Origin of the sequence: Cohaesibacter celericrescens (genome assembly GCF_002866925.1) — a bacterium.
In the GTDB taxonomy this organism is placed as follows: domain Bacteria; phylum Pseudomonadota; class Alphaproteobacteria; order Rhizobiales; family Cohaesibacteraceae; genus Cohaesibacter; species Cohaesibacter celericrescens.
Genome location: NZ_PKUQ01000022.1, coordinates 159,896 through 172,717, shown reverse-complemented (window position 1 = coordinate 172,717; position 12,822 = coordinate 159,896). Strand labels below are relative to the sequence as shown.

Genomic DNA, 12,822 nt, shown 5'->3' with positions numbered 1-12,822 from the left:
CGGGTTAGGCTTTTTTGCACTTTGGAAAAGAGGTTTGACCATGGATCAATTCAAGAACAGAGCAAGCGGGCTTGATAGCCCTGGATATAATGCAGCCAGCCTTGCGCCAGATGACGGCAATGATCTGGCCTATGTGACGCGGGCCGTGTGGGTTGGCGTGGCCGGTGACTTGTCGGTCGTGCTGGCTTCCGGTGATGCGGTCACCTTCAAGAATGCCTCGGGCTGGATGCCGTTGCGCGTCAAACGCCTGAATGCAACGGACACCACGGCAAGCGATGTTGTGGGGGTATGGTAATGCTCTCGCTCGGTACAAGCGCACCTTTTTGGGTCGATTGGCAAAAGCGTGCCGGATGGGCAGCAAGAGGCTCTGCGCTTCACTTGCTTTATGGTAAGTTGTCCATCAACGGGGTGAATAAACTCTACACAGATCCAAGCGTTGATTTGGTGCGGGCGTCTGACGCTTGGGGCTTGGATGCCGACGGCGTGGTGCAACAGTTTGATCCTGGGGTGGTGCGGGCAACCAATGCCGGTGTTTATACAGGGCCATCAATCGAACAGCATTTCCCCAATCCTTCTATGGCTGGTGTCGCTGTTGGTGTCACGGGCTCGGGTGGAAGTCTGCCAACTGATTGGGATGCTTCAGGGTTTGATCGTGTTGAAATTGTTGCTATCGGGCAGGGCGACGGCTTTCCGTGGGTCGAACTCCAGCTTGATAAAGACAACAGCGCCGGTGGTTCAACGGCTTATCCTCGCCTGAGAGGCAATTCCGGATTTAGTCCGGCAGCGATTCTGGGCGACAATTTCACGTCTTCTATCTGGGCTGATGCCGTATCTTCAAACCAACAAATGTATCTTCTTGCGGAAGAAAAAGACGGGGCGAATAGTTATGAAGGGGCGTCGCCAGTAAACCTCAATGCAGCCAGCCGCTATTGGGTAACCCGCGAAGTGACAAGCGCTGATACCGTATCTGTCATTTTGCAAGTCGGGTGCGCCATCCCCGTGGGTGAGGTGCTTTCATGCCGTATTCGTCTGGGCAGTCCCAACCTCACAAAGACAGCGTATCTGGCACAGCCTATCCTTGACGATGGTGTGCAGGCGGCGGACAAACTGGGCTTTGATCTGTCTGGGATTGACCTATCCAATGGGGTGTATGGCGTATGGAGGGGTGAGGTGGCCGGTTGGAATGACAACTGGGATCGGGTGTTGGAACTGGGCTCAACCAGTGGGCATGACCATATTATGCTCAGGGCAACAGGCACAGGCGATCAACTGCGTTTATCATTTTATGATGTGTCCGAAGCGGTAAATGAACCGGCACCGGTGACTGGTAATTTTTTATGGTCTGGATCCCACGAGATTGTCTTTGGTATCGGGCCCAACTTTACCCAATTGATCATTGACGGGATGGCCACAAGTGTCGCGGATTTACTCGCCTACAGTTCGGTTGATCTGACAACTCTATTTTTGGGCATATCACACACAGGCGGCAGTTCTGGAACGCTTCGTACCGATGAGTTGAAACTGTTTGTTGCACCGGCTGACGGGCTCACAACTGAGCTTCTGCAAAGCGAGGTTTCCTCATGAACTATTCAGATGCTTTGTTGATCTATCCAACCGAGGCGCAGGCTGTTGCGGCGCTTGCTGCGGTTGGCATTGGCCTGTTGCTGGATAATCAGGGCGTTGCTGTCCGGTCAGAAAAAGACCGGCCTGTGTTTGATTTATCCGGTGCCTGGCACCATGCCGCAACGCTTGATACGCACATTGTCTATCGTTGGGCCGAATTTGAAGCGGGCGAGGACGGTGAACAGGGGATGGTTGCGCCTCAAGAGCTGTTCCAGCCAGAAGCCTTTATGATCGGGCTATCTGTTCCAAGCGAGTGCACAGATTTGATATCAGCAATTTGGGGACTGTCTGGAACCGTCATCATCAAGCCGCGCAAGGCCAACCTGTTGACGCATATTCGAAGCTTTACCGTTGAAAATATTAATGGCTGTGTGGGGATCACACGGCCCTGGACAGGCATGGTGCTGGATATGCCGACAATCAAGCTTGCGAGCGGTGCAATTGTGGAAGGTGAATTATGAGCGACACAGAAACAAGCAATCTGGCCTTGCCCTATATTGCCTCTGATCAGGCGCAAAAGCATGTGACGCACAATGAAGCATTGCTGATGCTCGATGCCCTGTTGCATCTATCTGTTGTATCTATGGCGCTGGATGTTGCACCAGCCAGCCCTGATGATGGAGCGCGATATATTGTCGGGGTCGGTGCGTCAGGTGACTGGGTGGGCAAAGACAATCAGATCGCCAGTTGGCAGGGCGGAGCATGGATTTTCTATCAGCCGCAAAATGGCTGGCGTGCGTGGATCGAGGACACTGAGAGGCTTTATGTCTGGTCTGGTGCTGCGTGGATCGTCGCCAATGAAATCACCAGTCTGCAAAATGCGGCCATGGTTGGGATCAACACCACGGCAGACGCGACCAACCGTCTGGCAATCCGGTCTGCGGCCAGCCTGTTCAATCATGCGGGCGCGGGCCATCAAGTCAAGGTCAACAAAAATGCGGTGGGTGATACGGCTTCGTTTTTGTTCCAGTCCAACTGGTCTGGCCGTGCCGAGATAGGCTTGACCGGTTCTGATGATTTTGAATTCAAGGTCAGTGCAGACGGCTCGATCTGGAATCAAGCCATGACCATCGATCGCAACAGCGGCATGGTGGAATTTGGTGCGGCTATGAAGCTGAAACAATATTCGGTTGCCGGTTTGCCCGATGCAGCGGTGGCTGGGTCATCAGCCATGATCTATGTTTATGACGAGACTGGCGGGGCGGTGCCGGCTTTCTCTGACGGTGGCAACTGGCGCAGGATTACTGATCGTGCAGTGGTCCAGTGAATGAAAAATTCACTCAGTCTTACTCTTCTTTATCGTCGTCAGAAGCGTATGCATGCCACATAATCAAACAAAAAGGGATCAAATTTAGAAGGATCCAGATCGATATGAGCAGCGCAAATGCGTTTGAATAGATTGTGTCTGCCTGTTCAACTGCAATTAATCCATAGCTTAAAGCTAGTGGGATCAAGAGCCAGCCGCTCATTGCTAAAAAACCGGTCAATATCGCAGAAGAGATAAGTGTTACGAGCATTTGAATATTCCTAAGTACAAATATATAGTAATTTGGAATTATTCGAAATGCAATCCTGAGTATGTCAGAAAACGTATTTAGTCACTTGTTTTAATGAAACAAAATTAACAGGCGGGCAGATTGTTTTAGTTGCTTTGTTGAGCGCGTGAAGGCAACTAATCAACCGATCTGAATCCGCACCTATCCTCAGATGAGTTCAACCTTATCTGGGGATTTTTTATGACTAAAAGCAAAATCAAACGCATTCAAATGGCCCTGAAAGCCAAGGGTTTTTATCTGGCCAGGGTCGACGGGATTCGAGGGCTTATCACCGATCGGGCCATCATCAATTTCAAAAAGTCCATCGGCTATCGGGCGCGGTCGTATGTGGGGCCATTGACCGAGGCAGCGTTGTTTGACGGGAGCGTTGATACGGTGACCGCTGACCGCAAGGATTATGAGAAGATCGAGGCGGACGGCCAAGAGCCTATTTGGCTGCAGGTTGGCCGATCCTATCTGGGCTTGCGTGAATATAAGGGCAACCGGCACAATCCAAAAATCCTTGAATGGTGGCAATTGATCCGTATGCCTTTCACCGATGATGAAACCGCATGGTGCGCGGGATTTGTTGGCGGGGTGTTGGAGGAATGCGGGATCCGGTCGACGCGATCGGCGGGCGCAAAATCCTACTATTGGCAAGGATGGGGGCAGGGGCTGGACGGGCCAGCGGTGGGGGCGGTTGTTGTCTTCTGGCGCAAAACACGCAACGGCAAATATGGTCATGTCGGCATTGTTGTGGGCCGTGACCAGCATGGCAATCTGATGGTGTTGGGTGGCAACCAGGGCGATGCGGTGACCATCAAACCATTCTCGACTGATCGGGTGGTTTCCTACCACTATCCGGCTGGCGTTGAAGTCTATGGCAAGGTTGGCTTTGAATATCTGCCGGTCGTCAACTCGAATGGAGTGGTGTCTCGCAACGAGGCTTGATGGCGATTGCTCTCGTTCATTGCCCTGGCAATGAACTGGCGCGCTTCGCTTGCGTTCGGCTTCGACCGCTTTGCGGTCTTGCCTGACTTATCAACCAATCCAGAAGTCGTGGGATCATGAATCATCGACGTTTTAAACAAACTCTATGGAGCATGAACCCATGACACTATCTAACTTTTCCAAGATGAAAGCCTGTTTGATTTTAGGCTCTCTTGCTTTTGTTGCACTGGCCATACCAGCCAATGCGGCGACCATTGATCTTTCCCCCCTTTCAACGTTGGCAGGTGATGTCGTTCAGGGCTTGGCTGAGATTATTGCCGCCATTCTGGTGGGTACCTTGGCGTGGGCTGGCAAAAAGCTGTTTGGCCTTCAGCTGGACGCCAAACAGCGCGAGAGCCTGCACGGCGCGATCGAGCGCGGCATAGGCAGCGGCCTTGAAGTGATGGTGAAGAAGGTGGACGGCAAAACCTCATTCGATGTTGACAGCGAAGTGGTGGCACTGGTCGCAAATTATGTCGTCAAGATGAGCCCTGATGCGGTCCGGTATTTTGGTCTTACCCCAGACAAGCTGGCCGATCTGATCAAAGCCAAGTTCGGTGAAAAGCTGCTGGTTGAGATGGATATGTCTGCGCAGGCTGGCGCTTAACGCAAATCAACAAAAGGATTGGCAGCATGTTGGAATGGATTATAGGTGCTCTGCTTGGCTTCCTAGGTGAGTTTCTGCGGGGGCTTTATCAGGACCGTGTTGCCAATTCTGCCTTGCGTGAAGCAGGGGAATTGAAGGCGCAGAATGATGCGCTGAAAGAACAGCTCAAAGTGAAAGACCAGGCGCAAACCATCAAGGAAAAAACCGATGCACAAGATGATTTTGGCGCTCTCATTGATGGCCTTTAGTGGCCTGTTGGCTGGTTGTCAGACTGACCAAGCCATCATAAACAGCCTGTGCGAAGCGCGTGTGGTGCGCGTGTCGCCAGCGGTCAAGGCAGAGTTTCGCAAATGGCTGACGGCCAATGGTCACCTCAAAACCGATGCTCCCACGGGGGCTGAAGACTTCCTGAAAGATTTGAAGGTCAATCAAGATGTGATCCGCCAACAGTGTGGGCGATAGGTGAGGGCATGGTGAGCGCTGAAATCAAAGACTTGCTTTATATAGCCGCAATCGTGGCCGCTGTGTCCGGTTCTCATTTCATGCAACGGGCAAAAATCATGGTGCTTGAAGAGCGTATGAAAGGCTATGGCAAGGCCACTGACCGGATCTTTGAAAGTCTCAGGCGCATTGAAGAGAAGCTGGACGAGAAGGCGGATAAGTGACGCTGTCGACTTGGGGATTCGATTTTACATATTTATCAGTGGTTAGAGAAGTTAGAAATAGAAAGCGCAGAAATAGATATGTGAAGTTAAACGTATCTCGGTATAAAGCGTTTTGAGTGCTGAATATAGTCCTGTAGTATCTAACTGTAAAAGGCCGTCAGGCCTTTCAAAAAATCAAATTTCCAACAACCGAAAGTCGTTCACCAGTGTTGCTGACTCTAAAATTCGTCGCGTTAGCTCTTCTTTTTTTGAGTTCTGGTGGAATACTTTTTCCACAGAGATTTAGTAAATTCCGTTGGATGGTTTGGGGGACGGCGATCATTTCGGTTGTTGGTACTACTTATCTTTTTCGAGATGTGTACAAAGACTTGGTTGACGATGTTAAGTCGGAGGTAAAAATAACTGATCTTGTTGCAGCAGATGCCAATGATTTATCTATAATCGGCTACGAAAATTTTTCTGATTTTCAGTTATCTATCGGAAAAGATGTCTTAATAGTTGGAGGCCAATTATTGGTTCGTAAAACCAGAATCGGTGACTACAGTCATTGCCAAATGTATGTGGATTTTGGCCACGACGTTTTCGCCGGCGGTGATGAGCCTGTGTATTTGGAGGAAACAATATCAGGATCTAAAGTTCCCGAGTTTTCTGCAGAAAGTGATGCTGATGACGCGATGAAAACAGAGTTTGTAAGGAGAAGAATGCAAACCTATCATTTTTTGCAACCAATCTTCAATGAGGAAAAGGCAGGAACCTATTGGAGAAAAATCAGTTTTGTTCGCGACTTAACTCTTGATGAGAATATTTGCTTCACCATAAAATGTGGTGAAAGCAAAACGCCAAAAAAGTGCATTAAAATTTAGAACCAGAACCAAAATTCTAGTGGCTTGAGTCCGTAATGGTTTAGTCATTTTGTGTCTGGAAGAACAAGCTGTCGATGAAATTCCATCCTTCATATTTGTCACCGGTCTGCCGAATGTGCGTATAGCGCTTAAGACTAGACCAGGAACGGTGGCCGGTGACGGCTGCAGCGTGTGGGATGTTATAGCCCATCTCGAACAGGCGGCTTGCACCTTCATGGCGCAGATCGTGAAACCGCAAATCCTCGATCTGAAGGAAGTGGCACGCCCGCGTGAAGGCCGCGCTGATTGATCTGTGATTATAGGGAAAGATCTGCGCTGCTGTTTCAGGCTGCGCTTCGATGATGTCGAGACAAGGGTCAGGCAGATCGCACCAGACATTGTTACCTATCTTCTCGCCTGGGTTCTTCATGTCGCGCACAAGAATACGTTTTCCTTCTCTGTCTAGGTCATCCCACTGGATGGTGCAGATCTCTTCCTGCCGTCTGGTTGAAAAAAGCGCAAAGGGAATGATGTGCTGCATGGGAATGCTTTGCTTGCGAAACTTTGCCTTGTGTTGAAAATGCTTAATCAGCAAATCGAGCTCTTGCAGAGTAGGGCGGCGCTCTCGGCTTACAGCTTTGCCGGTCAGCCCCAATCTCTTTGATACGGCCATCGCGTCAACATGGGCTTGCTTGTTGAGCTGGAAGCCCCATGCCGGTTTGGCAATCGAAAAAATAGCCCCAAGGTGCGACATGTAGTTTTGTGCTGTCTGTGGGGTCATTCTGGTATTCAGCTCTTCCACAAACTCAACAAGCGCCTGACTGTTGATGTCAGAGCAATCTTGCTGGGCAATGTCATACTCGTTTTTGATGGTGTTGAGCACTTGCGTCTTGGTTCTGCCAATCTGCTTCTGGCTGGTCTTTACATATTTGTCGATTGCATTTGCAAGCGTCTTGCCTGTTTGCTTCTTTAGTGCATCAGGCTTTGATAGCTCATCTTCACGTTTATACAGCCATTTCTCTGCGATCCGCTTTCTATCAAATGTCTTGCTCTCGCGGTGGACAATGTTGCCGTCTCGCTTTATGACAATCTGCGCGCAATAAGCAACAGACCCGTTTTTTCGCTTGCGTTCGTTTATAGTTCCCATGAGTACGACTTTCTTGAAAATGGTACGACTAAATCGTACTGCATAGGCAGAAATAGTCAATAATGGGTTTGAATGAGAACAAATCGTACCACATCAAAAGGCAGTCAAGTCATTGGAAAATATAAAAGAACAATACAAATCAATGGCTAAGGTGTTCTCGGTTGCGCCCATGATGGAGTGGACGGATAGGCATTGTCGCTATTTCCATCGGCAGCTTTCGAAACAGGCGTTGCTTTATACAGAGATGGTTACGACAGGCGCCGTCATTCATGGTGACCGTGACCATCTTATCGGGTTTGATGACACCGAACATCCAGTTGCTTTGCAATTGGGTGGGTCGGATCCTCAGGCTCTGGCAGAAGCAACACACATTTGTGCCGATTGGGGCTATGATGAAATCAACCTTAATGTTGGTTGTCCGTCTGATCGTGTTCAATCCGGCCGCTTTGGTGCCTGTTTGATGGCCGAGCCAGACCTCGTTGCCCGCTGTGTAGAGGCGATGAAGGCGGTTTGCGATATTCCGGTGACGGTTAAATGCCGCATCGGGATTGATGAACAAGATGAAGAACAAGCTTTAGACACTCTTGTTGATCAGGTGCTCAGTGTTGGTTGTGACGGGTTGACGGTTCATGCACGCAAAGCGTGGCTACAAGGTCTCAGCCCAAAGGAAAATAGGGACATCCCACCGCTGAACTATGATCGGGTCTATCGTCTAAAGCAGCGTCTGCCTCATGTGCATATTGCGATCAATGGTGGCATCACCGGTCTTGACGCTGCCCAAACACATTATGAGCACGTGGACGGGGTGATGATGGGGCGCTCTGCCTATCACAATCCTGCACTGTTGGTTGATGTGGATCGAGAATTATTCGGTGCGGATCAAAGCCCCGATTTATTTGATGTTGCTCGCGCGATGATCCCCTATATTGATGCTCATGTCGAACGGGGTGGACGGGTAAATCAGGTCGCCCGCCATATGCTTGGCTTGTTTCAGAGCAGACCGGGAGCCAAACGCTGGCGGCAAATTTTGACTGTAGAATCGGTCAAGCCCGACGCAACGTCACAGGTTGTTGAAGATGCGCTGGCGGCACTGCGATGACACACGATCAGGCATCCAGACTGGCCTTGCCTAAGCCCAACAATTTGAAATTAGGGAAAACCGGCAATGTTGCAGTCCTTTGATCCGACCCTCGTTTCATTAGCCATTGCCTTGATCGGGGCTGGCGCGATCGCCGGCCTGTTGGCTGGTGTGTTTGGCATTGGTGGCGGGGCTGTTTTGGTGCCGGTTCTGTATCAGTTTTTGGGTATTTTGCAGGTTGATGAAGCGGTGCGCATGCATATTTCTATCGGCACATCTCTGGCCGTTATTGTTCCCACATCTCTGCGATCATTTGTATCTCATCATAAGCGGGGCGCGGTTGATGATGATTTGCTGCGAAGCTATTTGATAGCGGTGCCTGCGGGTGTTTTCTTGGGTGCATTAACGGCCGCTTTCATCTCGGCAAATAGCCTCAAAGCGGTGTTCGCTGTGATTGCATTGGCTGTCGCTTTCAAGATGCTGTTCGCCAAGGAAAGCTGGAAACTGGGTAAGGACCTACCTGGTACAAAAGGGCGCGCGATTGCTGGTGTCGTCATCGGATTCTTCTCGTCGCTGATGGGCATTGGGGGCGGTGTGATGAACAACAGCTTCATGACACTTTATAATCGCCCCATCCATCAGGCCGTTGCGACATCCTCTGGTCTCGGGGTGTTGATTTCCATTCCGGGGACCATCGGCTATGTGATTGCGGGTTGGGGTAAATCGGGATTGCCCGAATTTTCAGTTGGTTTTATCAACCTTCTAGCCGTCATTCTGATCATCCCTGTTACGATAGTGTTTGCGCCTCTGGGGGTAAAAATGGCTCACGCTCTGCCTAAAAAAACACTATCGCGGGCATTCGGTGTTTTTCTAATCATTGTGGCCATTCGATTTTTCTTGGCGCTCAACGACAGTTAAGGGATCATCGTCAGGCGATCTCCGGACACAGACCAGCCCTCAAGGCGATCCAAAAAGCTCATGCCCAAAAGGCTTTCCCGTAGCGCTCCTTTTTGCGCGACCATGGCGGGGACGCTTTGCGCTTCGATTCCGCCGACTGAGATTTGTTGCAACCAAACTTGAGCCGCGAGCGCTCGCCCGTTTGCGGTGCTCACCGGAGCAGAGAAGGACAAAGCACCAAGGTCCAGCCCGGTTTTTGTTGCATCGGAATAGCTCAACACAATCGAGCTGGCCCCGCTATCCACCAGCATGGGCACTGTCTCGCCATTGATTTGAGCGCGAACCATGAAATGCCCGTTGTCAGACCTACGGAATGTAACTTCTCCACTTTGTGAAACGACTGCGGCACCGGGTAGCAGTTCACCTGTTACGCGGCTGACAAGCAGTTTGGCATCGTCCTTGAAACTGTAACCAAGCACCAGCGCAAAGCCAATCAACAACCAGGTTGCTGCCTGTTTTAAAGATTGAAGAAGGCTGCTGCGTCCCAGATTTCCTCCAATGAGATACAGCAATAGAGACGAGGAAAGTGCTATGCTAGCAACGATTTCAATGGGATAACCAAAGACTTCGCCCGCTTCATGGTTGAACATCAACACAGCGACGGCGGTGGCCATGATTCCCAAAATGACGTAAAACATGGCTTCAATCTCCTACGAATGAGTGCGTCAGATATTAGACAATCCGTGCCAACCACCCCCGTGCAAGGGCTGCGGTAACAAACTATATGTCAGGATATAGGGATGAAAGTATGTCAATGCTACGCAAGCGTTCTTGCAAAGTGCATTCGTTCTCTCTGATTTGATCAGAAAAGTATGGCTCCGAGCTGATCAAGCAGGCTTCTTAACCCGGTTGACACCAAAATGTACAAGCATACGTTCATCAATCTGGGCGACGATGGCCTCTTGTTCGGAATCGCTCATCATTCCCCAATCCCTGATTTCATCCAAACTGCGTGCACAGCCATAACAAAGGTCGCTCTTTTTATCGATCGTGCAGACTTGAATGCAGGGGGATTTAACGGCCATAACGGCACTCCAATAGGGCTTTTATCGGGCTCTTGTAGCAACGGCTGTTCACGGTTGTAAGGCCGCCAAGCCATTTGCGTCAATTGAGACACAAGGGCAAGTTTAAACAAATAAGGCGTTGTCAGTCACGGTCTGTATTTGAAAAGAATGAAATGAAGCGAAAAGCAAAGCCTGCCTTTAAGCCGCAGAAGCAAACAACAACAGGCCGATACCAAACGCGATCTCGCCAAGCTGTTGAGACGCACCAAGCACATCGCCAGTCTGTCCCTTTATATGGTGCCGCGCCGTGCTGACCACCAACAATGTAGAACCAGACAGCATTACCAGTGCGGATATCGCGGCTGACAGTCCAAAAGTCGGGATGATCAAAAAGCCTGTTGCAACCAAAGCCAAAAGAATACCAGTTGCATAGGTTTGCTTGGAAGGCTGGCCCAGCGTTGCTGAGAGTCCGTTTAAGCGGGCAGGCGGCAGACTATACCAAACATGCAAGATAGGAACGCGTGAAACGAGGCAGGACGCCAAAAATGCGATACTGCCTGCGGACACACCGTAATTTTCAAACAGATAAAACAGAATGCTGACGCGCATGAGCAGAGAAAGCATGAGAGCCAGGGCTCCATAACTACCAAGGCGGCTGTCTTTCATGATTTCAAGCTTGCGGGCAATGGTCTGTCCACCCCAAAAACCATCAGCAACATCCGCTAGACCATCTTCATGCAAACCACCGGTAATGATAGCCATAGCTGCAATGGTCAATGCTGCAAGAAGCAGCGCCGGTAACGGGGTGGTGTAGGCAAAACGGTCAAACAGCACAGCCGGTACAATTGAGATGGCACCCAGCAGCAAACCGATCAACGGTAACGCACGGGATGTGCGCGAAAACTGCGGCACCCCTTGAGTGACCGGCCCCAAAATAGCGGGCACTGGCAAACGGGTGAAAAAGGCGAGACAGTCTACAATGTCCTGCCGCCAATTAAGAAGGTCTGACAGGACAATGTGAATAAGGGAAGAGTGTTCGTTCTTATCAAGTGGTTTAGACATTTTACCTCTCCCTTTGTCATGATCGTGGCAATTGCTTATTGCCCCGACTAAGTCAGATCAGTATATCTCTGGCAACAACTTTGAGAACTGAGCAAATTCGACGCGGCAAGGCAAGTCGTATTCCCAAACTTATCCTTGTTCGCTTTTTGATTGAGCCCAATCGTCCTGTTTCCAAATTGAGGCTATACCTCTGGTGAACGCTTCAACCAAGCCGTAAAGGTGCATAAATGACCGCTTCCGCAACTGGACTCCCATTTGATGATATTCTTTCTTTGCTGAAAACCATGCCAACGGCAGATGAAGACACGCGCGCCAAAATACGCGACCGTGAGGCTCAATTGACCAAACCTGCGGGTTCACTTGGTCGTTTGGAAGAACTGGCAGAATGGGTTGCTGTTTGGCAGCGTCAATCTCCACCACAAATCCTGCGTCCATTGGTCGCTGTCTTCGCCGCCAATCACGGTGTTGCTTCTAAGGGTGTTTCGGCATTTCCTTCGTCGCTCAACCACCAAATGGTCGCGAATTTTGCAGCTGGTGGCGCAGCCATCAACCAGATCTGCATTGCCAATGATCTGGGCCTGAAGGTCTTTGATTTGGCTTTGGACTATCCATCAGGTGATATTTCAGTTGAAGCAGCGTTGACTGAACAAGAATGTGTCGCAACCATCGCATTTGGTATGGAGGCCATCGCTGGGGGCACTGATTTGCTTTGTTTGGGCGAAATGGGCATTGGCAATACAACAATTTCAGCAGCTTTGTTTGCCGCTTTGTTTGGCGGTACAGGTGCCGATTGGGTTGGCCGCGGCTCCGGAGTGGATGATGCTGGACTACAGCGCAAAATCGACGTTGTAGATCAGGCGCTGGAAACCCACAAAGATCACCTAGGCAAGCCGCTTGAAGTGCTGCGCCGTCTGGGCGGTCGCGAATTTGCCGCGATGGTAGGTGCCGTTTTGGCAGCCCGTCAGCAAAATATTCCAGTGATTGTTGATGGCTTTAACACAACGGCAGCCGTCGCTGTCCTGTATAAGCTGGATCCGTCCTCCATAGATCATTGTATCTTCTCCCATTGTTCGGCTGAAGGCGCACACAAAAACGCTCTCGACAAAATGGGTAAGACTGCCTTGTTGGATCTAGGGATGCGTTTGGGTGAAGGCACCGGAGCAGCGATTGCTGCAGGTATCGTCAAAGCTGCGTGTAAGCTGCATGAAGGCATGGCAACTTTTGAACAGGCCGGTGTTGACCTTCCTGAATAATCAGATATGTCGATCCATCGTCATAAAAGAAAAGCCGGACCTGGGTCCGGCTTTTTGTT

Annotated in this window: 18 protein-coding genes; 13 read left to right on the top strand and 5 right to left on the bottom strand. The window is 50.3% G+C overall.

The genetic code is table 11. The features are described 5' to 3' along the window. The first annotated feature begins 40 nt into the window (after positions 1-40). The 4 genes from C0081_RS12090 to C0081_RS12075 are packed head-to-tail and all read left to right on the top strand — an operon-like array spanning position 41 to position 2,890. Positions 41-295, top strand: a complete 255-nt coding sequence (locus C0081_RS12090; protein WP_101534084.1) for a spike base protein, RCAP_Rcc01079 family — start codon at positions 41-43, stop codon at positions 293-295. Next, on the top strand, positions 295-1,584 hold the full coding sequence (locus C0081_RS12085) for a hypothetical protein (protein ID WP_146006453.1): 1,290 nt from the start codon (positions 295-297) through the stop codon (positions 1,582-1,584). The genes C0081_RS12090 and C0081_RS12085 overlap by 1 nt, the downstream gene beginning before the upstream one ends. Next, the gene (locus tag C0081_RS12080; protein ID WP_101534082.1) at positions 1,581-2,084 is read left to right on the top strand and encodes a hypothetical protein; all 504 of its coding nucleotides are present in this window, start codon (positions 1,581-1,583) and stop codon (positions 2,082-2,084) included. Before C0081_RS12085 ends, C0081_RS12080 begins: the two co-directional genes overlap by 4 nt. After that, complete coding sequence (locus C0081_RS12075; protein ID WP_101534081.1) at positions 2,081-2,890, top strand: DUF2793 domain-containing protein; 810 nt, start codon at positions 2,081-2,083, stop codon at positions 2,888-2,890. Before C0081_RS12080 ends, C0081_RS12075 begins: the two co-directional genes overlap by 4 nt. A 19-nt stretch (positions 2,891-2,909) precedes the next feature. On the opposite strand, the gene C0081_RS12070 is transcribed toward C0081_RS12075, so the two are convergent. Continuing rightward, positions 2,910-3,140, bottom strand: a complete 231-nt coding sequence (locus C0081_RS12070; protein WP_101534080.1) for a hypothetical protein — start codon at positions 3,138-3,140, stop codon at positions 2,910-2,912. Between the two features lie 219 nt (positions 3,141-3,359). On the opposite strand from C0081_RS12070, the gene C0081_RS12065 reads away from it, so the two are divergent. From C0081_RS12065 to C0081_RS12040, 6 genes are all read left to right on the top strand, one after another. Next, positions 3,360-4,109, top strand: coding sequence for an NlpC/P60 family protein (locus C0081_RS12065; RefSeq protein WP_245417935.1), 750 nt, complete (start codon positions 3,360-3,362; stop codon positions 4,107-4,109). A 160-nt stretch (positions 4,110-4,269) separates the two neighbouring features. Beyond that, the gene (locus C0081_RS12060; protein WP_146006452.1) at positions 4,270-4,755 is read left to right on the top strand and encodes a hypothetical protein; all 486 of its coding nucleotides are present in this window, start codon (positions 4,270-4,272) and stop codon (positions 4,753-4,755) included. A 26-nt stretch (positions 4,756-4,781) separates the two neighbouring features. After that, entirely contained in the window at positions 4,782-5,003 is a 222-nt protein-coding gene (locus tag C0081_RS12055; RefSeq protein ID WP_101534078.1) for a hypothetical protein, read from the top strand. Further along, positions 4,963-5,217 carry a hypothetical protein gene (locus C0081_RS12050; protein WP_146006451.1) on the top strand — a complete coding sequence of 85 codons (255 nt, stop codon included), beginning with the start codon at positions 4,963-4,965 and terminating at the stop codon, positions 5,215-5,217. The genes C0081_RS12055 and C0081_RS12050 overlap by 41 nt, the downstream gene beginning before the upstream one ends. Before the next feature lie 8 nt (positions 5,218-5,225). Then, entirely contained in the window at positions 5,226-5,420 is a 195-nt protein-coding gene (locus tag C0081_RS12045; protein WP_101534076.1) for a hypothetical protein, read from the top strand. A 206-nt stretch (positions 5,421-5,626) separates the two neighbouring features. Next, positions 5,627-6,283 carry a hypothetical protein gene (locus tag C0081_RS12040; protein ID WP_146006450.1) on the top strand — a complete coding sequence of 219 codons (657 nt, stop codon included), beginning with the start codon at positions 5,627-5,629 and terminating at the stop codon, positions 6,281-6,283. Between the two features lie 40 nt (positions 6,284-6,323). On the opposite strand, the gene C0081_RS12035 is transcribed toward C0081_RS12040, so the two are convergent. After that, positions 6,324-7,409: a site-specific integrase gene (locus C0081_RS12035; protein ID WP_101534074.1), complete on the bottom strand. Its 1,086-nt coding sequence runs from the start codon at positions 7,407-7,409 to the stop codon at positions 6,324-6,326. 112 nt (positions 7,410-7,521) lie between these two features. On the opposite strand from C0081_RS12035, the gene dusA reads away from it, so the two are divergent. Further along, positions 7,522-8,508, top strand: coding sequence for a tRNA dihydrouridine(20/20a) synthase DusA (gene dusA / locus C0081_RS12030; RefSeq protein WP_101534073.1), 987 nt, complete (start codon positions 7,522-7,524; stop codon positions 8,506-8,508). A 66-nt stretch (positions 8,509-8,574) separates the two neighbouring features. Further along, entirely contained in the window at positions 8,575-9,405 is an 831-nt protein-coding gene (locus C0081_RS12025) for a sulfite exporter TauE/SafE family protein (RefSeq protein WP_101534072.1), read from the top strand. Here C0081_RS12025 and C0081_RS12020 read toward each other — a convergent pair. The 3 genes from C0081_RS12020 to cobS all read right to left on the bottom strand — a co-directional run bounded on the left by C0081_RS12020 (position 9,402) and on the right by cobS (position 11,510). Further along, positions 9,402-10,082, bottom strand: coding sequence for a retropepsin-like aspartic protease family protein (locus tag C0081_RS12020; RefSeq protein ID WP_101534071.1), 681 nt, complete (start codon positions 10,080-10,082; stop codon positions 9,402-9,404). The two genes, C0081_RS12025 and C0081_RS12020, sit on opposite strands and share 4 nt — an antisense overlap. Before the next feature lie 189 nt (positions 10,083-10,271). Continuing rightward, a complete protein-coding gene (locus C0081_RS12015; protein WP_101534070.1) occupies positions 10,272-10,469 on the bottom strand; it encodes a DUF1289 domain-containing protein in 198 nt (65 codons plus the stop codon). A gap of 177 nt (positions 10,470-10,646) precedes the next feature. Continuing rightward, positions 10,647-11,510, bottom strand: a complete 864-nt coding sequence (cobS, locus tag C0081_RS12010; RefSeq protein ID WP_101534069.1) for an adenosylcobinamide-GDP ribazoletransferase — start codon at positions 11,508-11,510, stop codon at positions 10,647-10,649. Between the two features lie 227 nt (positions 11,511-11,737). Here cobS and cobT point away from each other — a divergent pair, with 227 nt between their 5' ends. After that, a complete protein-coding gene (gene cobT, locus C0081_RS12005) occupies positions 11,738-12,763 on the top strand; it encodes a nicotinate-nucleotide--dimethylbenzimidazole phosphoribosyltransferase (protein ID WP_101534068.1) in 1,026 nt (341 codons plus the stop codon). The last annotated feature ends 59 nt before the right edge of the window (positions 12,764-12,822 follow it).

Coding starts and splice junctions, on each gene's coding strand:
- C0081_RS12090 (WP_101534084.1), top strand. CDS start 41: ATGGATCAATTCAAGAACAGAGCAAGCGGGCTTGATAGCCCTGGATAT.
- C0081_RS12085 (WP_146006453.1), top strand. CDS start 295: ATGCTCTCGCTCGGTACAAGCGCACCTTTTTGGGTCGATTGGCAAAAG.
- C0081_RS12080 (WP_101534082.1), top strand. CDS start 1,581: ATGAACTATTCAGATGCTTTGTTGATCTATCCAACCGAGGCGCAGGCT.
- C0081_RS12075 (WP_101534081.1), top strand. CDS start 2,081: ATGAGCGACACAGAAACAAGCAATCTGGCCTTGCCCTATATTGCCTCT.
- C0081_RS12070 (WP_101534080.1), bottom strand. CDS start 3,140: ATGCTCGTAACACTTATCTCTTCTGCGATATTGACCGGTTTTTTAGCA.
- C0081_RS12065 (WP_245417935.1), top strand. CDS start 3,360: ATGACTAAAAGCAAAATCAAACGCATTCAAATGGCCCTGAAAGCCAAG.
- C0081_RS12060 (WP_146006452.1), top strand. CDS start 4,270: ATGACACTATCTAACTTTTCCAAGATGAAAGCCTGTTTGATTTTAGGC.
- C0081_RS12055 (WP_101534078.1), top strand. CDS start 4,782: ATGTTGGAATGGATTATAGGTGCTCTGCTTGGCTTCCTAGGTGAGTTT.
- C0081_RS12050 (WP_146006451.1), top strand. CDS start 4,963: ATGCACAAGATGATTTTGGCGCTCTCATTGATGGCCTTTAGTGGCCTG.
- C0081_RS12045 (WP_101534076.1), top strand. CDS start 5,226: ATGGTGAGCGCTGAAATCAAAGACTTGCTTTATATAGCCGCAATCGTG.
- C0081_RS12035 (WP_101534074.1), bottom strand. CDS start 7,409: ATGGGAACTATAAACGAACGCAAGCGAAAAAACGGGTCTGTTGCTTAT.
- C0081_RS12025 (WP_101534072.1), top strand. CDS start 8,575: ATGTTGCAGTCCTTTGATCCGACCCTCGTTTCATTAGCCATTGCCTTG.
- C0081_RS12020 (WP_101534071.1), bottom strand. CDS start 10,082: ATGTTTTACGTCATTTTGGGAATCATGGCCACCGCCGTCGCTGTGTTG.
- C0081_RS12015 (WP_101534070.1), bottom strand. CDS start 10,469: ATGGCCGTTAAATCCCCCTGCATTCAAGTCTGCACGATCGATAAAAAG.
- cobS (WP_101534069.1), bottom strand. CDS start 11,510: ATGTCTAAACCACTTGATAAGAACGAACACTCTTCCCTTATTCACATT.
- cobT (WP_101534068.1), top strand. CDS start 11,738: ATGACCGCTTCCGCAACTGGACTCCCATTTGATGATATTCTTTCTTTG.